The 20,339-nt window shown below is 63.4% G+C and carries 14 protein-coding genes; 9 read left to right on the top strand and 5 right to left on the bottom strand.

Annotated elements, in window-relative coordinates:
• Positions 1–378: 378 nt before the first annotated feature.
• The 6 genes from Q0K12_RS07815 (at position 379) to Q0K12_RS07790 (ending at position 12,107) form a co-directional block, all read left to right on the top strand.
• A complete protein-coding gene (locus Q0K12_RS07815; RefSeq protein WP_297261711.1) occupies positions 379–1,374 on the top strand; it encodes a TRAP transporter substrate-binding protein in 996 nt (331 codons plus the stop codon).
• 813 nt (positions 1,375–2,187) lie between these two features.
• Positions 2,188–4,380: a glutamine synthetase III gene (locus Q0K12_RS07810; RefSeq protein WP_297261709.1), complete on the top strand. Its 2,193-nt coding sequence runs from the start codon at positions 2,188–2,190 to the stop codon at positions 4,378–4,380.
• A 442-nt stretch (positions 4,381–4,822) separates the two neighbouring features.
• Positions 4,823–5,929 carry a glutamate synthase gene (locus tag Q0K12_RS07805; protein WP_297261708.1) on the top strand — a complete coding sequence of 369 codons (1,107 nt, stop codon included), beginning with the start codon at positions 4,823–4,825 and terminating at the stop codon, positions 5,927–5,929.
• Positions 5,917–7,548 (top strand): glutamate synthase-related protein, encoded by a 1,632-nt coding sequence (locus Q0K12_RS07800; protein ID WP_297261706.1) that lies wholly within the window; start codon positions 5,917–5,919, stop codon positions 7,546–7,548. The genes Q0K12_RS07805 and Q0K12_RS07800 overlap by 13 nt, the downstream gene beginning before the upstream one ends.
• A 12-nt stretch (positions 7,549–7,560) precedes the next feature.
• On the top strand, positions 7,561–9,861 hold the full coding sequence (locus tag Q0K12_RS07795) for an FAD-dependent oxidoreductase (protein ID WP_297261703.1): 2,301 nt from the start codon (positions 7,561–7,563) through the stop codon (positions 9,859–9,861).
• A 164-nt stretch (positions 9,862–10,025) separates the two neighbouring features.
• The gene (locus tag Q0K12_RS07790; RefSeq protein ID WP_297261701.1) at positions 10,026–12,107 is read left to right on the top strand and encodes a methyl-accepting chemotaxis protein; all 2,082 of its coding nucleotides are present in this window, start codon (positions 10,026–10,028) and stop codon (positions 12,105–12,107) included.
• Positions 12,108–12,359: 252 nt separating this feature from the next.
• On the opposite strand, the gene Q0K12_RS07785 is transcribed toward Q0K12_RS07790, so the two are convergent.
• Positions 12,360–13,628: an O-acetylhomoserine aminocarboxypropyltransferase/cysteine synthase family protein gene (locus Q0K12_RS07785; RefSeq protein ID WP_297261699.1), complete on the bottom strand. Its 1,269-nt coding sequence runs from the start codon at positions 13,626–13,628 to the stop codon at positions 12,360–12,362.
• Positions 13,629–13,905: 277 nt separating this feature from the next.
• Here Q0K12_RS07785 and Q0K12_RS07780 point away from each other — a divergent pair, with 277 nt between their 5' ends.
• From Q0K12_RS07780 to Q0K12_RS07770, 3 genes are read left to right on the top strand one after another with little or no spacing between them, the layout of a single operon-like run.
• On the top strand, positions 13,906–14,853 hold the full coding sequence (locus Q0K12_RS07780; protein WP_297261697.1) for a hydrogenase small subunit: 948 nt from the start codon (positions 13,906–13,908) through the stop codon (positions 14,851–14,853).
• Positions 14,854–14,868: 15 nt separating this feature from the next.
• Positions 14,869–16,545, top strand: a complete 1,677-nt coding sequence (locus Q0K12_RS07775; protein WP_297261695.1) for a nickel-dependent hydrogenase large subunit — start codon at positions 14,869–14,871, stop codon at positions 16,543–16,545.
• A 59-nt stretch (positions 16,546–16,604) separates the two neighbouring features.
• Positions 16,605–17,120, top strand: a complete 516-nt coding sequence (locus Q0K12_RS07770) for a HyaD/HybD family hydrogenase maturation endopeptidase (protein WP_297261693.1) — start codon at positions 16,605–16,607, stop codon at positions 17,118–17,120.
• A gap of 248 nt (positions 17,121–17,368) precedes the next feature.
• Here the strand turns inward: Q0K12_RS07770 and Q0K12_RS07765 are convergent, their stop codons facing one another.
• The 4 genes from Q0K12_RS07765 to Q0K12_RS07750 form a co-directional block, all read right to left on the bottom strand.
• Positions 17,369–17,812: a DUF523 domain-containing protein gene (locus Q0K12_RS07765; protein ID WP_297261691.1), complete on the bottom strand. Its 444-nt coding sequence runs from the start codon at positions 17,810–17,812 to the stop codon at positions 17,369–17,371.
• On the bottom strand, positions 17,809–18,087 hold the full coding sequence (locus Q0K12_RS07760) for a hypothetical protein (RefSeq protein ID WP_297228729.1): 279 nt from the start codon (positions 18,085–18,087) through the stop codon (positions 17,809–17,811). The genes Q0K12_RS07765 and Q0K12_RS07760 overlap by 4 nt, the downstream gene beginning before the upstream one ends.
• 76 nt (positions 18,088–18,163) lie before the next feature.
• The gene (locus Q0K12_RS07755; protein ID WP_297228731.1) at positions 18,164–18,325 is read right to left on the bottom strand and encodes a bacteriocin-type signal sequence; all 162 of its coding nucleotides are present in this window, start codon (positions 18,323–18,325) and stop codon (positions 18,164–18,166) included.
• 30 nt (positions 18,326–18,355) lie between these two features.
• Complete coding sequence (locus tag Q0K12_RS07750) at positions 18,356–19,801, bottom strand: putative sulfate exporter family transporter (RefSeq protein ID WP_297261689.1); 1,446 nt, start codon at positions 19,799–19,801, stop codon at positions 18,356–18,358.
• Positions 19,802–20,339: the final 538 nt, after the last annotated feature.

Here is a 20,339-nt window from a genome sequence, read left to right as displayed (position 1 = left end):
AGGGCGCATACCCGCACTGCCGCACGAAAGGCACGTCGGCCTTATCCGGCCCGCCGTCCCGCGCTCCTTGAAAATCGCATTCAACACTCTAAAATCATAAATAATTTTATATCATCACGACTGCGCGATACATATATATAAAAAATATTTCATACATCTTTTTTAAAATAAAAATATCATTTACCCTCATATTGACAAATTTTTCTTAAAAAATGTATAAAAACTACAGGAAAAGCCACAAAAATTATCTGTTAATATATCTATAAGTAAAACTCATATTTTATGATAATATGTGAAATCTTTAACAAAAAGGAGGTCTTTTCTCGCCTTCGTGGTCCTGGCTCATCCCATTTACCCATTTAACCAGTGAGGATAATTATGAAAAGCTTCAGACTCATCCCACTGCTGCTCGCTGCTTTCCTCGTATGCGGCAGCGTGGCTCAGGCACTCACCCTGCATATCGGCGCCGGCGACCCTGAAAACTCGGAAATGGGCGTCGTAGGCAACACGTTCAAGAAATTCATCGAGGAAAAGACCAACGGAAAGGTCAAGGTGGAGTGCTTCTACAGCGCCTCCCTTGGCGACGAGACGGAATGCCTGCGCAACGTGCAGAAGGGATCGCTGCCCATCGCCATTGCCGGTATCGCCAATCTTGTCCCCTTTGAAAGCCGTCTGGGCATCCTGACCCTGCCCTACCTCTTCTCCAACCTTGATGAAGTGGTGACGGGCACCAACGGCAAGCCTGCCGAGCTGCTCAACAGCTATGCCACGGCCGCCGGTTTCCGCATCCTGACCTGGACGTATACCGACTTCCGGTACATCTCCAACTCCAAGCGTCCCATCAAAAAGATGTCCGACATGCAGGGTCTGAAGTTCCGCGTTCCTCAGAGCGCGGTGCTCATCGCCGCCTACAAAGCCTTTGGCGGCAGCCCCACGCCCATCTCCTGGGCCGAGACCTTCACGGCCTTGCAGCAGGGCGTGGTGGACGGACAGTGCTACGGCTACATCGGCTTCCGGGCCAACAAGTTCCAGGAAGCCAATCAGAAGTACCTTTCCGAAGTGCACTATACCTATCAGCTGCAGCCCATGATCATCAGCGAGCGCGTGTTCCGCAAGATGGATCCTGAACTGCAGAAGCTGGTCATCGAAGGCGGCAAGGTGGCTCAGAAGGCCGTGCTGGAATACCAGATCAAGGAAGCCAGCGCCGCCAAGGAAGAGCTGATCAAGGACGGCGTCGTCATCTCCCAGCTGGAAGACGAAGAGCAGTGGAAGAAGGCCGCCATGGAAAAGGTCTGGCCCGAAATGATGGAGTTCGTCGGCGGGCGTGATGCCGTCAACGCCTACCTCAAGGCCTGCGGCAAGCCCACCATCTAAAGCGATTCCATAGTGAAAATGCGGATTGCTCGGGTAGTCGCGAGAGCGACTACTCGTAACCGAACACACGGAAAAACCACGCTTTTTCCGTAGTATGAGGGCGGCGTCAGCAGGGAAATTGACACAATTTCAATGCGAATCCGCTCTACGACATTGGGACGCAGGGGCTGGCGGCCGTCCCTCTGTGCTGAAACTCCCCTTTTGCCCTGCATGACGGCTCGCCTCCGAGCTTATACGGCGGCAAAAGCGGATCGGCCCGGGACGGCGCTCGCGAAAGGGTGGACGCAGCCCGTGCCGCGCCCGGCGCGCCGGTACGAAACGCCATCAGCATAGCCCGGCTCCGCCGCCCTGCTCCAGCCGCCATCCCTGCCCCAGTGTTCTCTTGCGGCCGGTATCCTCTGCGGATGCCGGCCGCTTTTTCGCGCCGGGATTTCTGCCCTGCCGTCGCGCGCGACGGGGCAGACGGGGCGGCTTTCCGTTGTTTTTCAACATAAATGTGTATTTTACGGCGCAAATCCGACTAAACAACATTTTTGTATATTTATTTTTCAACAAGTATCCTCATATGTTATACACAAAAACATACCCGTTATGCCGCATGTGCACGCAATCTCCGCCTACTTTTCTACTCTAAAGAAGAAAAAATCACCGTTTACCTGGACGGGACACGCCCTTCGCACGAGAACACAAAATAATACATAATAAATTTAACATCTTACAAAAACAAAAAAGGACTGGCACACTTCCTGCCTTTGGGAGGGCGGGAACGCGCTGAAGCGTTTCCGCCGAGTTTCACCATCCCGGAGGATTCCCGTGAAGAGTCAACGCCATTCCGCCCTGCAGGAAGCCCTGTCCACCGCCCCGCTGCGCCTTTCCGCCGTAAGCGATGCCGCCGCCGCGGACGGCGCGGAGACATTCGGCTGCCATGTCTTCGGCCTTGACGCCATGCGCAAGCGCCTGCCCAAGGACGTCTACCGCCGTCTTGCCCGCATCATCAGCGAGGGCGGCCGTCTCGATCCCGCCATCGCCGACGTGGTGGCCAACGCCATGAAGGACTGGGCCATCGAAATGGGTGCGGATCACTATACCCACTGGTTCCAGCCCATGACCGGCCTCACGGCCGAAAAGCACGACGCCTTTCTGTCCCCCACGCCGGACGGACACATGATCAACGAATTTTCGGGCAAGATGCTCATCAGCGGCGAGCCGGACGCCTCGTCCTTCCCGTCGGGCGGCATCCGCTCCACCTTCGAGGCCCGAGGCTACACGGCCTGGGATCCGTCGGTGCCGGTCTTCATCGTCCGCAACGACAACGGGGCCACCCTCCATATCCCTACCTTCTTCTACGCCTATTCCGGCGAGGCCCTGGACCGCAAGATCCCCCTGCTGCGCTCGCTGGATGCGCTTTCCGTGCAGGCGCTGCGCATCCTGCGCCTGTTCGGCAACACCACGGCCCAGCGCGTGCGGGCCAGCGTGGGCCCGGAACAGGAATACTTTCTGGTGGACCGCCGTCTGGCGGCCCTGCGCCCGGACATCATGCTCACGGGCCGCACCCTGCAGGGCGCGCCGTCCCCCAAGGGACAGGAGATGGAGGATCACTACTTCGGCGCCATCCCCGGCCGCGTCATGAGCTTCATGCAGGACGTGGAGCGGGAGCTGCAAAAGCTCGGCATCCCGGCCAAGACGCGCCACAACGAAGTGGCCCCCGGTCAGTTCGAGCTCGCGCCCATCTATGAAGAAGCCAATATCGCCTGTGACCACAACATGTTGACCATGAACATGCTGCGTCACCTGGCCGCACGGCACGGCTTCATCTGCCTGCTGCACGAAAAGCCCTTTGCCGGGGTCAACGGCAGCGGCAAGCACAACAACTGGTCACTGACCGACTCCGACGGCAACAATCTGCTCAACCCCGGTTCCACCCCGCAGGACAACGCCCAATTCCTCGTCTTTCTGGCGGCGGTGCTGCGGGCCGTGCACCTGCACGGCGCGGCCCTGCGCCTCGGAGCCATCGGCGCGGGCAACGATCACCGTCTTGGGGCCAACGAGGCCCCGCCGGCCATCATTTCCGTCTTCCTCGGTCAGGAGCTCACCGGCGTCATCGAGGGCATCATCAGCGGCAAGCCCGCGCCCGATACCGGCAGCGGCGTTATGGAGATCGGCGTCTCCAGCCTGCCGCCCCTGCCCATCGACACCTCGGACCGCAACCGCACGAGCCCCTTTGCCTTCACGGGCAACAAGTTTGAATTTCGCGCCGTGGGCTCCTCCCAGTCCGTGGCCCCGGCCAACATCGCTCTCAATGCGGCCATGACCTGCGCCCTTCAGGACATCGCCGATGAGCTGGAAAAAGGCGTGGCGGCAGGCAGAACCCTTAACGCGACCCTCCAGGACCTGCTGCCGCGCCTTTTCCGTCAACACTCCCCCGTGGTCTTCAACGGCAACGGTTATGCCGAGGCCTGGAAGGAAGAAGCCGCCGCCCGCGGCCTGCCCAACTACCCCGATACCGTCACCGCCGTGGAACACTACAGCGACGCCGACGTCATGCAGGTCTTCCTGCGGGCGGGCGTGCTCAGTGAACGGGAAATGCTGGCCCGGCAGGAGATCCTCTTCGAACACTACGCCAAGACCGTACGCATCGAGGGCGACGTCCTCCTGCGCATGATCAGCCGGCAGATCCTCCCCGCCGCCCGCCACGCCGAAGACAGCGCCGCCCGCCTGCTCATGCACGTGCGCGCCGTGACCGAAAATGGCGACCAGGCCGAAAGCGAACACTTCCGCAAGCTGCATGCCCATACGGGACAGCTCCAGCAGGCCGCCGCCACCCTGGCCGACGCCCTCGCCGCCTGCCGCGCCGCCGCCGACGCGCACGACATGGCCCGCACCGCCCGCGACGCCGTGCTGCCCGCCATGCTGCTCTGCCGCGAACACGCCGACGCCCTGGAACTGCTGGTGGACGACGAGCTCTGGCCCCTGCCCACCTACTCCGAACTGCTCTGGACGCATTAGTGGGGTGATGCGGGGGGAAGGGGCCCCTTTGCTCGCGCCCAAAGGGGCCCCTTCCCCCCGCCCCCCCATCCCCACCAAACGCGCTTTACCGGCCTCAACACAAAACCCCAAAGCATTTTGGGCAATATCAATAAACGAACATGGTCACGTTTGGAGAACGGCAACTATCCCTTTCCCCCTATGAAAGCGCGCTGGGGGAGGGGTGGGGGGCTTGGGGGGAGGGGGACCCCCTCCCGCGCTAGGCGCGACCCGACGGGCGGCCCAAAGGGCCGTGTCCGTTAGGCGACAAAGGAGCCTTACGGACATCGACAGCAGAGCGAGGGGGTCCCCCTCCCCCCAAACAACCTGACCATAGCCGACACACCAACAAACACCCTCAATACGTGCGGCCCGCGTCCGTTCTCCCGAACTCGGCGGGTGCGGGCCGCCACAGGACGGACATATGTGCAGAATCGGATCCATCAAGAGCCTGACGCCTCTTGCGCCCTCGGCGGCCTTGCAGCTCATGCTGCCGCAGCAGGAAGGGCATGACAATTCGGGCTTTGCGCTGGTCATGCAGGATTTGGAGGGCGTGTTTGCCCATTACAAGGACAAGCCGCTGCTTTCGCTGGCCTGTACGCCGCAGGGGGTGCAGCTGGTCAACGATTATATGGAGCAGCGAGGTTTCGTGCAGGCGGCGCAATGGGTGCCGGACGTGGATCGGCGTCCGGGCCTGCGCATCGAGGCCATGCCGCGGTACATCTTCCGCAATTACGATTATCCCGAGGTGTACCACTACCGCAGCCGGGCCGAGCGTGAGGAGCTGCTTGTGGACACGCGCCTGGCCCTGCGCGAGCTGCTGGAGCGGCATGATGCCGGCTACGTCTATTCCTTCTGGCCGGACGTGCTGACCCTCAAGGAGATCGGCGATCCGGCGGACATCGCCACCTATTTCCGCCTCTGGGACGACGATTCCCGCCTGCTGGCCCGCAACATCGTGGCCCAGTGCCGCCAGAACACCAATTACGACATCGTGCGCTATGCGGCCCATCCCTTCTTTTTGCAGGGGTATACGCTCTGCGCCAATGGCGAGAACACCTTTTTCACCAAAAACAAGGAATTCCAGAAGTCCCTGCACCGGGGCTATGTGGGCTTCGAGTCCGACTCGCAAAATTTCCTTTATACCCTGCATTATGTGCTGCATGAGCTGAAGTGGCCCCTGCGCTACTTCAAGCACGTCATCACGCCCCTCCCCCTTGCCGAGGTGGAGACCCGCCCGGACCGCGCGGTGCTGACGCGCATCCGCGAGTCCCTGGCCCATCTGGAGATCAACGGCCCCAACGCCATCATCGGCCTGCTGCCCGACGGCAGCATGCTCACCTGCTGCGATTCCAAGAAGCTGCGGCCCGTGGTGGTGGGCTTCGACGACGGCATGGCGGCCATGGCTTCGGAGGTCTGCGGGCTCAACGCCATCATGCCCGGCCGCGACGCCTCGAAGGACATCTACCCCAACGAGCGGGAGCTCGTGCTCATCGACAACGATCTGGCGGTGCAAAGATGGAAGCAGTAAGGACCCAGGATATCGGGCGCAACGATCTGCGCTGGAAGATCGACTATGACGAGGCGAGCTGCACGCTCTGCGGCTCCTGCGTGGCGGCCTGCACCTTCGACGCCATTGAAGTGAGCGTGCGGCGGCACAGCCTGCCCCTGTCGGACGGGCCTTTCCCCACGCCGCGACAGGAGCACCGGCCGCGTCCGGTCATCCGGCAGCGCGCCGAATTCGCCCGCGCCTGCGTGGGCTGCGGCATGTGCGAAAAGGTCTGCCCCAACGGGGCCATACGGCCCGTCCGCAACCCGGACAACCGCTTTGCCCTGCTGGCCCGCGCCGGGGGGCCCCTCAAGCGCGGCGGCCGTACCAACCTCAACACCCAACGCACGCTGGACGCCATCGTGGTAGGCCGCATCAGCCAGATGACCGACCCGGCGCTGGATTCCGAGCGCCACACCTTCGACATGCGCGCCCCGCTGGGCCGGGTCATGCTGGCGCAGGACCTGCCCCTGCGGCGTGACGGGGACAATCTGGTGCTGGACGGCCGCACGCCGCCCGTCCACTGGATCTATCCCGTCATCTTCAGCGACATGAGCATCGGCGCGCTCTCCACCCGCGCCTGGGAGGCCATCGCCCTGGCCACGGCCTATCTCAACGAGGTCTGCGGCCTGCCCATCCGCATGTGCTCCGGCGAGGGCGGCATGCCCGTGCGCCTGCTGGAATCCGACCAGCTCCGCTACATGATCCTGCAGATCGCGTCCGGGCACTTCGGCTGGAACCGCATCATCCGGGCCATGCCCCGCATGAAGACCGATCCCGCGGGCGTGCTCATCAAGATCGGTCAGGGGGCCAAGCCGGGGGACGGCGGCCTCTTGCCCGCGGCCAAGGTGGCCCCGCATATCCAGGCCATCCGCGGCGTGCCGCGCACCACCCTGCACTCGCCGCCCAACCATCAGGGCCTCTACTCCATCGAGGAATCCGTGCAGAAGATGCACCTTTCCCTCAATGCGGCCTTCGGCTTCCGCGTGCCGGTGGCCATCAAGTGCGCGGCCTCGGCCACTTCGGTCTCGGTCTACAACAACCTTTTGCGCGACCCGTACCGCATCTGCGGCGGCTTCTTCATCGACGGCATCCAGGGCGGCACGGGCGCGGCCAACGAGATCTCCCTCGACCATACCGGCCACCCCATCGTCTCCAAGCTGAGGGACTGCTACCTTGCCGCCGTCTCGCAGGGCCTGCAGGGACAGATCCCCCTCTGGGCGGGCGGCGGCATGGGCATGACGGGCAACGCCGCGGCCGACGCCTTCAAGATGATCTGTCTGGGAGCCAACGGCATCATCATGGGCAAGCTGCTCATCCAGCTGCTGGGCTGCGTGGGCAACGAGCAGGGCCGTTGCAACGCCTGCTCCACCGGCAAGTGTCCTACCGGCATCTGCACGCAGGACCCGCGCCTCGTCCGCCGTCTGGACGTGGACAGGGGCGCGCAGAACATCGTGGACTACATGCTGACCTTTGACGACGAGCTGCGGAAGCTGCTCGCCCCGGTGGGCAACAGCTCCCTGCCCGTGGGCCGTTCCGACGCGCTGGTGTCCACCAGCAAGGACGTGGCCGACACCCTGCACATTTCCTACGCCTGCTGACGGAGATTTGTCATGCTGCATCTGACGACCGTACATGAACACCAGCGCCTTTCCACGCAGGACCTGCTGCTGCGCATCGAGGAGGCGGTGGAACGCGGCGAAACCGATTTCGTCATCGAAGCTTCCGGCCAGCACGACATCGGCGGGCCGCTCTGGAACCCCGAAGGCCGGCCCCTGCGCTTCCTGGTCACCAATCCCGGCCAGCGCGTGGGCGGCATGTGCATGCCGGACACCGAGGTCATCGTCAACGGCCCGGCCCCGGCGGACGTGGGCTGGCTCAATGCCGGCGGCCGCATCATCGTGCGCGGCGACGCCGGGGACACGGCGGGGCACTGCGCCGCCGCCGGACGCATCTACATCGGCGGCCGCGCCGGGACCCGCTCCGGCTCGCTCATGAAGCACGACCCGCTCTATGAGGCCCCGGAACTCTGGGTGCTGCAGAGCGTGGGCAGCTTTTCCTTTGAATTCATGGGCGGCGGCAAGGCCATCGTCTGCGGCTGGAACAGCCAGACCCTGACCAGCGTGCTGGGGGAACGGCCCTGCGTGGGCATGGTGGGCGGCGTCATCTATGTCCGCGGCCCGCTGGGCGAACTGCCGCCGGACGTGGCCGTGCATCCGCTGGACGAGGACGACATCGCCTTTCTGGACGCCGGGCTGGAAGCCTTCCTCGACGCCGTGGAGCGGCCGCGCCTGCGCCGGGAGCTCACCGTCTGGAAGCACTGGCGCAAGATCCTGCCCGCCCCGCACGCCGCGGACAGTCACGAGGGACTGCCGGACATGCACGACTTCCGCCGCAACCGCTGGGTGGAGGACGGCATCTTCAGCGACGTCTGCCCGGACGACTTCGCCGTATGCGGACTTGTGGCCCATGACGCGGACCGCCTGCGCCGCCCCGTCTGGGAGAACGCCCGCCATGCCGCCCCCTGCGAGCATGCCTGTCCGGCGGGCATCCCCTCTCAGCGCCGTTTCAACCTCCTGCGGCAGGGCCGCACGGAGGAAGCCCTGCGCCTCGTGCTGGAGCACAGCCCCTTCCCCGCCTCGGTCTGCGGCCATGTCTGCCCCAATCTCTGCCAGACCGCCTGTACGCGCAACGAGCTGGACGACGCCATCCAGATCGGCGCGCTGGGACGGCTCTCCGTCCATGCGGAACTGCCGGTCACCGCGCCGGCCAGCGGCAAGAGCGTGGGCGTCATCGGCGGCGGCGTGGGCGGCCTGAGCGCGGCCTGGCAGCTCGCGCACAAGGGCCATGCCGTCACGGTCTATGAGGCCGACGAGGACATCGGCGGCAAGCTGCGGCAAGTCATCCCCCATGCCCGCCTCGACGAAAGCGTGCTGGAGGCGGAACTACGGCGCATCCGGGAGGCCGGCGTCACCATCCGCACCGGCTGCCGGGTGGATGCCGAACGGTTCGCCGCCCTGCGCAAGGAACACGACGCCCTCATCATCGCCACCGGCGGTCACAGGGCGCGCGTCTTCCCCTGGCCGGGCAAGGAGCGCATCGTGGCGGGCATCGACTTCCTCAAGGCCGTGAACCGGGGCGAATCGCCCGCCGTGCCCGAGCGGGTGGTGGTCATCGGCTGCGGCAATGCGGGCATGGACGTGGCCGCCGGGGCCTTTGCCTGCGGCGCGAAGGAAGTGACCTGCGTGGACGTGCAGAAGCCCGCCGCCTTCGCGCACGAGATGGCCCATATCGAGGCCCTCGGCGGCAAGATCGTCTGGCCGGTGCGCACGAAGGAGATCACCGAACAGGGCCTCGTGGACGAGGAGGGCCGCCTCTTCCCGGCGGACATGGTCATCATCAGCGTGGGCGAGACGCCGGAACTGGACTTCGTGCCCGAGACGGCCTCGCGCTTCCGCGACTGGCTCTCCCCCGCCGCCGACGGCAGCGTGCTGGAGGATGTCTATGCCGTGGGCGACGTGGTGCGGCCCGGCCTGCTGGTGGACGCCATCGGTTCCGGCCGCCGCGTGGCCGAGGCCGTGGATGTCCGTCTGCGCGGCACGCCCCCCGATGCCGCGTCCGCGCGCGCCCGCGTCCCGGCCGCCAGCCTGCATACGGCCTGGTTCGCCCCCTGTCCGTCCGCCGAGCGCCCCGATGCCGCCCATGATCATGAGCGTTGCATCAGCTGCGGCACCTGCCGGGATTGCAGCCTCTGCCTGACGGCCTGCCCGCAGCAGGCTATCAGCCGCACGCTGGAAGCGGACGGCAGCGCCACCTACACGTCCGACCCGGCCCGCTGCATCGGCTGCGGCATCTGCGCGGGCGTCTGCCCCTGCGGCATCTGGAAGATGCAGGTCAACAGCCCCGCCGCCTGACGGATACCTTTCCTCTCCCTCCTCCGGTACGGCGGGCGCCCCCTCGCGGGCCCCGCCGTACCGGAATCACATTTCCCTCCCTGCCATATATCAGGGACATCCCCGCTAATGTTTTTTGAGCGCGGGCCGATAAGACCGACATATCACGTAGTGGGAGAATCCGCATGACCATCTCGCGCTCGACAAGTCTCGTCAACGGCGTCATGTTCGTTCTGATCTGCTGTGTCGCCCTGCTCGTCTGGAACCTGTACCGCAATGTGGAAGACAACATCCGCATGAACCGGCAGAAAGAGGTCGCCCTCCAGCTGGCCAACGAGCTCATGCAGTCCTCGGAGCAGCTCACGAACAATGTCCGGGAGTATGCAGTGACCGGCGATGACCGCTACGAAAAGATCTATCTTGCCATCGTGGACGAACGCGCCGGGAAGATCCCGCGTTCCCAGAGCAAGAGCGTCGCTCCCGGCCGTACCGTCAGCCTGACGGATCTCATGCGCGAAAACGGCTTTACCGAACAGGAATTCGCTCTGGTCAAGCAGGCCAACGACCTCTCCAACGCGCTCGTGGTGCTTGAAACAAAGGCCATGAACGCCGTCAAGGGCATCACCACCGCTCCGGACGGTTCCGAGGTCCGGGGCAAGCCCGACCTGGCACTGGCCCGCTCGCTGGTCTTCGGCGCGGACTACAAGAGCCAGACCGACAAGATCATGCAGCCGCTGGCCGAATTCTTCCGCGCCCTCTCGGCGCGCACCGCATCTCAGGTGGAAGAGAGCCGCGCCAGCGTCATGCGGGGCATCCTCCTGCTGACCGTGACCCTGCTGCTGCTGGCGGGCGCGCTGGTCTATTCGTTCATCTTCGTGCGGCGGGGCATCTGCCGTCCCCTGGCCGATACCGCCCGCTTTGCCCGGCAGGTCATCGAAGAAGGGGATCACTCCTCCCGGCTGCACAACACGAGCCGGAATGAAGTGGGCGACCTGGCCCGCGCGCTGGACAACATGCTGGACAAGCTTGTGGCGGAACTCGCCTTCTCCCGGGGCGTGCTGAGCTCCATGCCTACGCCGGTCATGGTCTGCGACACTGAAGAGATCATCCGCTTCGTCAATACGCCCATGCTGGAGCTCTTTGCCCACAAGGGCGACCCGGAAAGCTACGTCAACATGAACATGCGCGCCTTCATCGGCGCGGATGACGACATCTGCCGCCGTTGCGTGGAATCGCGCACGACCCTGCGCGAAGATCGCCATTTGAACATCCCCGGCAAGGGTGACGTCTTCGGCGCGGCCATGGCCACGCCCATTTTCGACAATCAGCAGGTCGTCCGGGATACGCTGGTCGTCTGGCTGGACTACACGGAGATCAGCCGTCAGCAACGGCACATGGAAGAAACGGCCGAGCGCATCCAGGAGGCCGCCGGCGAGACCACCGCCCGCATCGGCACGGCCAATACGGCCTGCGGCAGCGTGCTCCAGCTTATCGCCAAGGCGGACGACTCCTCGCGCCAGACCTCGCAGCGCATGGCCGAGACCATGTCGGCCATGGAGCAGATGAACGCCGCCGTCCTCAACATCGCCAAGAATGCGGAGGATGCCGCCTCCCATTCCGCCACCATGCGCGACAAGGCCAGCGAAGGTCAGGACATCGTCAATGAGGTGGTGGCGGCCATCAGCGCCGTGCAGGAAAAGTCCCTGCGCCTGCGCACGGACATGGAACACCTGCATGGCGAGGCCCAGAACATCACCCAGGTGATGACCGTCATCTCCGATATCGCCGACCAGACCAACCTGCTCGCCCTCAATGCCGCCATCGAGGCCGCCCGCGCCGGGGAAGCCGGACGCGGTTTTGCCGTGGTGGCCGATGAAGTGCGCAAGCTGGCCGAAAAGACCATGGCCGCCACCACCGAGGTGGACAAGACCATGGGCGGCATACAGCGCGATGCCGTCACCAACATGAAGAACGTGGACGAGGCCGTCAGCAACATCAACCATGTGACGGAGCTGGCCCGCGCGTCCGGCGACCATCTGGCCGACATCGTCAGCCTGTCCACCGAAGCGGCGGACATGGTGCGGCTCATCGCCTCCGCCAGTGAGGAACAGTCCGCCACCTCGGCCCAGATCAACGGCGCTGTGGAAGAAGTCAACCACATCAGCAAGGAACTGGTCGATGCCATGTCGCAGGCCACCGAATCCACGCAGGCCCTGACGGAAGAGCTCAGAGAACTGCAGAAGGTGGCTGACCGGCTGGTGGAATAAGTCTGCCGCCTCGTGCTTTGCCTTTTTCAATGGCAAAGCGCTCCAAGCACAAAAAAAGCCCCGTTTTGGCGGGGCTTTTCTTTTTGTCATTATGTGGGGAGTCGGGCCCCCTGGAGCATTTTCAGTGTGAAACACTTTGCGTTCCACACATACGGCCTGGTGTTTCGCGAAAAAAACGCGGTTTTTCCGCTTACTTTCGGCGAGACGGCGCTGTGCTGCCGCCTCGCGCTTTGCCTTTTCAGGCAAAGCGCTCTACGCCTTGTCCAGCGCCTGCCGCAGGTCGGCAAGCAGATCGTCGGGATGCTCCACCCCGACGGACAGGCGGACCATGCCGGGCGTGATGCCCGCTTCCACCAGCTGCGCGTCGCTGAGCTGACGGTGCGTGGAGCTGGCCGGATGCAGAACGCAGGTACGGATGTCGGCCACATGCACCTGCAAGGATATCATGTTCAGGGCGTCGATGAAGCGGGCCCCGGCCTCGCGCCCGCCCTTGAGGGTGAAGGACACCACGCCGCTGCAGCCTTTGGGCATGTACTTCTGCGCCAGCGCATGACAGGGGCTCGACGCCAGCCCGGGATAGAGCACTTCGCCCACCTTCTCATGTCCGCTCAGCCACTGGGCCAGCCGCAGGGCATTGGCACAGTGCTTTTCCATGCGCATGGGCAGGGTCTCCAGCCCCAGATTGATGTAAAAAGCCCCCTGCGGGGTCTGGCACATGCCCATGTCCCGCATGAGCTGGACGCGGGCCTTGACGATATAGGCCGCCTTGCCGAAGGCCTGCGTATAGACGAGCCCGTGGTAGGAGTCGTCCGGCTCCACGAATTCCGGGAAGCGCGGGCTTGCCGCCCAGTCGAAGCGGCCGCCGTCCACGATGACGCCGCCCATCTGCACCGCGTGGCCGTCCATGTACTTGGTGGTGGAATGGGTCACGATGTCCGCGCCGAAATCCAGCGGACGGCAGAGGATGGGCGTGGCGAAGGTATTGTCCACGATGAGGGGCAGGCCGTGGGCGTGGGCGATGCGGGCCAGCCGCTCGATGTCCAGCACGTCCATGGAAGGATTGGACAGGGACTCCCCAAAGACGGCCTTGGTTTCCGGGCGGATGGCCGCGGCGATCTCCGCGTCGGAGGCATGCTGATCCACGAAGGTCACCTCGATGCCCATACGCTTGAGCGTCACCGCAAAGAGGTTGAAGGTGCCGCCGTAGATGCTGCCCGTGCTGACGATGTGCTCGCCGCTGCGGGCCAGATTGAGCACGGCCAGCATATTGGCCGCCTGCCCGGACGAGGTGCAGAGCGCGCCCACGCCGCCCTCGAGCGCGGCGATCTTCTTTTCCACCGCGTCCACGGTGGGATTGCCGAGGCGGGTATAGAAAAAGCCCTCGGCCTCAAGGTCGAAGAGCTTGCTGACTTCCGCCGTGGAGGCATAGGTAAAGGTGGTGCTCTGAGTGATGGGCAAAACGCGCGGCTCGCCGTTGCCCGGCGTATAGCCGGCATAGAGGCAGAGAGACTCTTCTTTCATGCAAAAAACCTCACTGAACGTGCTGAAATGTCGGCAGCTACCTTACGTCAGGCCGTGCCGCATGGCAACCGCGGCCTGTGCTCCCTTTTTCACATCATGCCCAAAAAACATGACCCTATTGACCTGCCCTTTCCAACAGGCTAGTGTGAACCTATCCAGACATGCCCGTCCGCGGCCGGCCGTAGCGTTACGCGGCCGGGGGCGGGGCGGGACGGCCATGCGCCGCGCCCGTGACCTTATCTGCCTTGTGTTCACACACTCTTGCCAGGAGGCTCTTATGCGTATTGCCGTGGGACTGGGCAAAAAAGATGCGGAACAGCGCCTTGACAGCGCCGGCGTCAGCCGCCGCGATTTCATGAAATTCTGTACGGCCGTCGCCGTCACCATGGGCATGGGCCCCGCTTTCGCGCCGCAGGTGGCCGCCGCCCTCACGGGCAAACGGCCTTCCGTGGTCTATCTGCACTTTGCCGAATGCACGGGCTGCTCCGAAGCCCTGCTGCGTACCTACAAGCCCTTCCTTGACTCCCTGATCCTGGACACCATCTCCCTGGACTACCATGAAACCATCATGGCCGCCGCCGGGGAAGCCGCCGAGGACGCCCTGAACAAAGCCGTGGAAGGCCCGGACGGCTTCATCTGCATCGTGGAAGGCGCCGTGCCCACCGCCGACATGGGCAAATTCGGCTATGTGGCCGGACATACCATGTACGACATCGGCAAGCGCATCCTCCCCAAGGCCAAGGCCGTCATCACCATGGGCACCTGCGCCGCCTACGGCGGCATCCAGGCGGCCGCCCCCAATCCGACCCAGGCCAAGGGCATCAACGATTGCTATGCCGATCTGGGCATCAAGGCCATCAACATCCCCGGCTGTCCGCCCAATCCGCTCAACCTGGTGGGCGCCATCGTGGCCTTCCTGCAGGGCAAGGAGATCGAGCTCGACGACAAGGGCCGTCCCACCATGTTCTTCGGTCAGTCCGTGCATGACCAGTGCGAGCGCCTGCCCCACTTTGAAGCCGGCGAATTCGCGCCTTCCTTCAATTCCGAGGAAGCCCGCAAGGGCTGGTGTCTCTATGAACTGGGCTGCAAGGGGCCGAGCACCTTCAACAACTGCCCCAAGGCCCTGTTCAACGACACCAACTGGCCCGTGCGCGCCGGTCACCCCTGTATCGGCTGCAGCGAGCCCAATTTCTGGGACGAACTGACCCCCTTCTACCAGAACTAGCCAGGGAGAAACCACATGAGCGACAAGAAAACCCCCCAGAGCAGCTATTCCGGCCCTGTTGTGGTGGACCCCCTGACCCGCATCGAGGGGCACCTCCGCATCGAAGTGGAAGTGGAAAACGGCAAGATCAAGGACGCCCGCAGCTGCGGCACCCTGTTCCGCGGTCTGGAGAACATCCTGAAAGGCCGTGATCCGCGCGACGCCCAGCACATCACCCAGCGCACCTGCGGCGTGTGCACCTACACCCATGCGCTCTGCTCCACCCGCGCGCTGGAAGACGCCATCAAGGCCAAGGTGCCGGCCAATGCCACCTACATCCGCAACCTGGTGCTGGGCGCGCAGTTCCTGCATGACCATCTCGTGCACTTCTACCATCTGCATGCCCTCGACTTCGTGGACGTGACCAGCGCCCTGCAGGCCGATCCGGCCAAGGCGGCCCAGCTGGCCTCCTCCATCTCGCCGCGTCCGGCCAAGGCCGAGGACTTCAAGGCCGTGCAGGACAAGCTGAAAGCCTTTGTGGCTTCCGGCCAGCTCGGCCCCTTCACCAACGCCTACTTCCTCGGCGGCCATGAGGCCTACTACCTTGATCCCGAGGAAAACCTCGTGGCCACGGCTCACTATCTGGAAGCCCTGCGCGTGCAGGTCAAGACGGCCCGGGCCATGGCGGCCTTCGGCGCCAAGAACCCGCATCCGCAGTTCCTGGTGGCCGGCGGCGTGACCTGTTACGAATCCCTGACGCCCGCGCGCATCAAGGAATTCACCGATCTCTACAAGGAGACCCGCGATTTCGTGGAGCAGGTCTATATCCCCGACCTGCTCATGGTGGCCAGCAAGTACAAGGACTGGGCGGCCTTCGGCGGCACCGACAACTTCATGGCCTTCGGCGAATTCCCGGCTCCGGGCGGCGAGCGTCAGCTTGACAGCCGCTGGCTCAAGCCCGGCGTCATCTACAAGCGCGACCTGTCCAGCATCAACAAGTTCGATCCTGAACTGATCGCCGAACATGTGCGTCACAGCTGGTTCGAAGGCGACAAGGCCCTGCCGCCCTACGAAGGCCAGACCGTCCCCCATTTCACCAAGATGGGCGATACCGATCGCTACTCCTGGCTCAAGGCGCCGCGCTACAAGGAGACCGCGGTGGAGACCGGCCCCCTGGCGCAGGTGCTCGTGAGCTATGCGCAGGGGCATGAGGCCATCAAACCCCTTGTGGATCATGTGCTCAAGGCCCTCAACGTGAAGCCTGACGCGCTGTACTCCACGCTGGGCCGTACGGCTGCCCGCGGCATCGAGACGCTTGCCATCGCCAAGCAGATCGACGTCTGGCTGAAGAGCTACCAGGACAACATCGTCAAGGATCAGCAGATCGTGGAAGATTGCGAGATCCCCAAGGAAGCGCGCGGCGTGGGCTTCGTCAACGCGCCCCGTGGCGGCCTCTCGCACTGGCTGCGCATTGAAAACGGCAAGATCGGCAACTTCCAGCTGGTCGTGCCCACCACCTGGAACCTCGGTCCCCGCGACGGCAATGACGTCATGGGCGCGGCCGAGCACGCCCTCATCGGCACGCCCGTGGCCGATCCCAAGCGTCCGGTGGAGATTCTGCGCACCATCCACTCCTTTGACCCCTGCATCGCCTGCGCCGTGCACGTCATCGACGGCGAAAGCAACGAAGTGCACAAGTTCAAGGTGCTGTAATCCCTTGCCATGACTCAGAGAGCGGGGGCCACGGCCCCCGCTTTTTTTCAGGACGCATCATGCCCGCTTCTTTCAACCCGGAAACGCCGCGCATCCTCATCATGGGCGTCGGCAATGTGCTGCTTTGTGACGAAGGCTTCGGCGTGCGCGCCGTCGCTTACCTCGAAGAACATTACGACTGGCCGGAGAACGTGCGCTTTCTGGCCGGCGAGACCGGCGGCATCATGCTCATGCCGGAGATCCAGTCCTGCGATCTGCTGGTGGTGCTGGATGTGGTGCTGGGCGGGGAAGCCCCGGGGACGGTCTATCTGTTGGAAAATGACGATCTGCGCAAAAGCCTGAGCTTCAGGGATTCCATGCACCAGACGGACCTGCTGGACACGCTGGCCACCTGCGAACTGGCCGGACATCGCCCCGAAGCGCTGGCTTTCGGCCTGCAGCCCTTCGATTATCACAGCATGGTCATGCAGCTCAGTCCGCAGGCCGAGGCCATGCTGCCCACCTTCTGCCGCAAGGTCGTGGACGAACTGCAGCGGCGTGGCATCCGCGCCACTCAGCGTTCTCGGTCCTGTTGAGATTTTCTTCATGCAAAAAGGAGCGGCCGCCGTTCCCGGCAAGACCGCTCCTAGAGCATTTCCCGTTTGAAACGCTTCGCGTTCCAAACCATACGGCCTGGCGCTTTTCGGAAAAAACGCGTTTTTTCCGCTCACGTTGGGCCGGGCGGCGCTGTGCCGCCGCCTCGCGTTTTACCTTTTTCAAAGGCAAAACGCTCTAACGATACGCTATTGTCCTTGCTGCTCGCCCCTGTCGGGATGAGGGGCGTTCAGTCCGCTTTTCCCGTCAGTTCCGGGGGCAGGTCGTCCTCGGAATAGAGGACAAGCCCCGCCTCCCGCAGACGGCGCGCCCAGACGCCCTCGCCAGGACAGGTGGCCCCGGTAAAGCTCCCGTCATAGATCTCGCCGAAGCCGCAGGAAGGCGAACGCGCCTTGAGGATGGCCGCCGTACAGCCGTGCGCGCGCACGATGCGCATGGCCCGCTCGGCGCCCAGTTCAAAGGCTTCCGTTACGTCCTCCCCTGTCCGCATGATGACCCGGCCGTCCCGCTGCTCGCACGGCGGACGCGGTACCGGCAGGCCGGACAGGCTTTCCGGGCAGGCCGTCACCGCACGTCCTTCCTCCACCAGCCTGCGCACGGGCTCAAAGGGCTTGCTGCCGCCGTCATAGCGGCAGGAAAGCCCGGCAAGACAACCGCTGACCACATACTTCATGCTTTGGCTTCCTTGTCGGCCGTGCCGCTCTTGGCTTCCGGCGCGGCGCTTTCGTCCGTATCCGGCAGGAGGGCCGCCTCCCACATCTCCTGATAATACATGCAGGTGCCTGGATTCCAGGCCGTGGCCGTGGCATGGTCATAGGATTCGGTGATGGGCCAGTTGGTGAACGGGGCAAGGGCCTCGGCAAAGGAGGGAGCCTCCACCGTGGCTTCCTGCGCCAGACGCAGCGTGTAATTGGGGCCCTTGAGAAAACGGAGATGATAACGGGGCATGGATGTCGCTCCTTGCAAAAGACCGGGAGGGGAATCCCCTCCCGGTCTCGTCAGAATCAGATGGTGACGGTGAGGCCTAGTGGACGGTCATCACGAACTTGCTGATGAGGAAGAGCACCACCAGCAGGCCCACGCCGAGGCCCCAGCTCCAGTGGATGAGCTTCATTTCCGTCTCATCAAGGGGCTCGTACTCCATATTCTTGATTTCTTCGTGCAGCTTGACTTCTTTATCTTCCATGAGAGTTCTCCTTTACTGAGCACGGGATGACTAGCCGCCCATGACCGGCGGATGCATGCCGTGGAAGAAGGCGAAGGAAATGAACAGGCCCACCCAGATGATGAAGCCGAACAGGCAGACCACGTACACCACGGCCAGGCGGCCGATGCCTTCTTCACGCAGCTTGTGGAAGTTGGAGACCACGCCGATGCTGAAGAAGGTCAGCAGGAAGAAGATCACGCGGAAGCAGTTGGCCACGCCGGAGACCTTGTTGCCAATCTGATGGATGGGGCCGTTGGGTTCCAGCAGGCAGATGGCCAGCATGATCAGGAAGGTCGCCAGATAGCCCAGCACGAAGCGGGGGAAGCGTTCCATCACGTCGCCCCAGGTCATGCTGCGTTCACCGCGGGTCTTGTCGAACTTGGCCGTCCAGATGTAGGCCAGCAACAGCGCCCAGATGCCGATGAACATGTCGATGAACACCTTGACCGTGGTGGTCACCATGACGATCCAGCCGGGTTCATACTGCACGCCGGTCATGCCGGCCACCTTGGTGATGATCAGGGCTTCGGTGATGGCGCCGGAAGCGATGGCGCCGCCGTCGGACTTCACCGCCAGGCCCATCCAGCCGCCGGCCACCATGGGCTCGGTGTACAGGAACTGCTGGGCGATGAAGGGCAGGATCAGCATTTCGATGCAGGTGAACACCACGACCAGGGAGGACACCATGATCGGCACCACAGGCCGGGCGCGGATGGCGCCGCCGGTGGCGATGGCGGCGGACACGCCGCAGATGGAGATGCCGGAGGCCAGCGGGGCCGCCCATTCCTTGTTGAACTTGAAGTACTTGCGGGCCACATAGTAGACCACGGCCCAGTAGAGCAGGTAGGCTTCCACGATGGCGCACAGGCCTCGGAAGAACACATGGCCGGCAAAGGCGGACGCGCCGGCGGCCTTGACGCCCAGTTCGGCGCCGAGCACCACGATGGCGATCTTGACGAAGAGTTCGGGGCGGCAGGCGTCACGCAGCCAGTTGGCGAAGCCCGGCGTCACGTTGCCGATGAGCAGGCCCATGATAAGGGCAAGGATCAGGCCGGCTTCGGTACTCAGACCGAGCGCCCAGGTGATGCCCTGCTTTTCCAGCTGGGTGGGGTTGGCCGCGATGTAGGCGTTGGCGCCCACGGTATAGCAGGCCACAGCCACAAAGAAAATGACGGTGAAGGCCGCCAGGAAGCGTCCCACGTTGCCCTTCATCAGTTTCACGCCGAAGCAGAGCAGCGCCGCCACAAAGGCATAGGTGGCGAACAGCGCGCCCACGCCGGGGATGATCTTGCTGGCTGAGCTCCAGCACTTGATGGGGTCACCCACCCACATGCCCATCTTCAGCGCCCAGCCAAGCGCGTCGATGCCGACGAACTTGCCCAAGGCAAGAATGAAGATGATTGAACCCAATAACAGGGCAACCTTATCTTCATTGAATGTTGCTTTCGTTGTCATAGACATCTCCTCCAATTGAATTGACACCACATCCGCCCGTCGGGCGGATCACTCCACATTCGTCAGCCGCAATACACCAACTGTCTGGTAACCCCCTATTGCATTATGCGGCCCGGCAGGAAGCGGCAAACAACCTCCGGCAGCCCACCCGGCTGCCGCCTGTCGCCCGCGCTGACATTGTGATTCTTTGAACTACTTATTTCCTTTCTACCCCTATCCCTACCGTTGTCAAGCCATAACATGATACGATTCCTCATTCACAGATGATACTTTGGCAAGCATCACAACGAGATTTCGCCATACGGCGTTTTGCGGCCGGCTGGCGGACCCGTCGGAGCGCAGGCCCCCTTTCTCTTCGCCGCCGGTACGGCGGTACGGCGGCTGGTCACCGTTACATTTTGTTATAAATACATCAGATATGCAAGATTCCGGCGCTTCAGCATCATTTATTGCCTTTCCCGCTTTTTGCCGCGCCTGCCGGCTTGTCCGCCACCTGCCCCTTGCCATATCCGACGCCATGACTATATAGATAAGAGTG

The sequence above is a fragment of the uncultured Desulfovibrio sp. genome (assembly GCF_944324525.1).
Classification (GTDB): domain Bacteria; phylum Desulfobacterota; class Desulfovibrionia; order Desulfovibrionales; family Desulfovibrionaceae; genus Desulfovibrio.
The sequence above is the reverse complement of the archived record's forward strand: the minus strand, read 5'-3'. Positions and strand labels throughout refer to the sequence as shown.

Bases quoted from the DNA above. Each gene is read 5' to 3' on its own strand.
- Q0K12_RS07815 (WP_297261711.1), top strand. From the start codon at position 379: ATGAAAAGCTTCAGACTCATCCCACTGCTGCTCGCTGCTTTCCTCGTA.
- Q0K12_RS07805 (WP_297261708.1), top strand. From the start codon at position 4,823: ATGTGCAGAATCGGATCCATCAAGAGCCTGACGCCTCTTGCGCCCTCG.
- Q0K12_RS07800 (WP_297261706.1), top strand. From the start codon at position 5,917: ATGGAAGCAGTAAGGACCCAGGATATCGGGCGCAACGATCTGCGCTGG.
- Q0K12_RS07795 (WP_297261703.1), top strand. From the start codon at position 7,561: ATGCTGCATCTGACGACCGTACATGAACACCAGCGCCTTTCCACGCAG.
- Q0K12_RS07790 (WP_297261701.1), top strand. From the start codon at position 10,026: ATGACCATCTCGCGCTCGACAAGTCTCGTCAACGGCGTCATGTTCGTT.
- Q0K12_RS07785 (WP_297261699.1), bottom strand. From the start codon at position 13,628: ATGAAAGAAGAGTCTCTCTGCCTCTATGCCGGCTATACGCCGGGCAAC.
- Q0K12_RS07780 (WP_297261697.1), top strand. From the start codon at position 13,906: ATGCGTATTGCCGTGGGACTGGGCAAAAAAGATGCGGAACAGCGCCTT.
- Q0K12_RS07775 (WP_297261695.1), top strand. From the start codon at position 14,869: ATGAGCGACAAGAAAACCCCCCAGAGCAGCTATTCCGGCCCTGTTGTG.
- Q0K12_RS07770 (WP_297261693.1), top strand. From the start codon at position 16,605: ATGCCCGCTTCTTTCAACCCGGAAACGCCGCGCATCCTCATCATGGGC.
- Q0K12_RS07765 (WP_297261691.1), bottom strand. From the start codon at position 17,812: ATGAAGTATGTGGTCAGCGGTTGTCTTGCCGGGCTTTCCTGCCGCTAT.
- Q0K12_RS07760 (WP_297228729.1), bottom strand. From the start codon at position 18,087: ATGCCCCGTTATCATCTCCGTTTTCTCAAGGGCCCCAATTACACGCTG.
- Q0K12_RS07755 (WP_297228731.1), bottom strand. From the start codon at position 18,325: ATGGAAGATAAAGAAGTCAAGCTGCACGAAGAAATCAAGAATATGGAG.
- Q0K12_RS07750 (WP_297261689.1), bottom strand. From the start codon at position 19,801: ATGACAACGAAAGCAACATTCAATGAAGATAAGGTTGCCCTGTTATTG.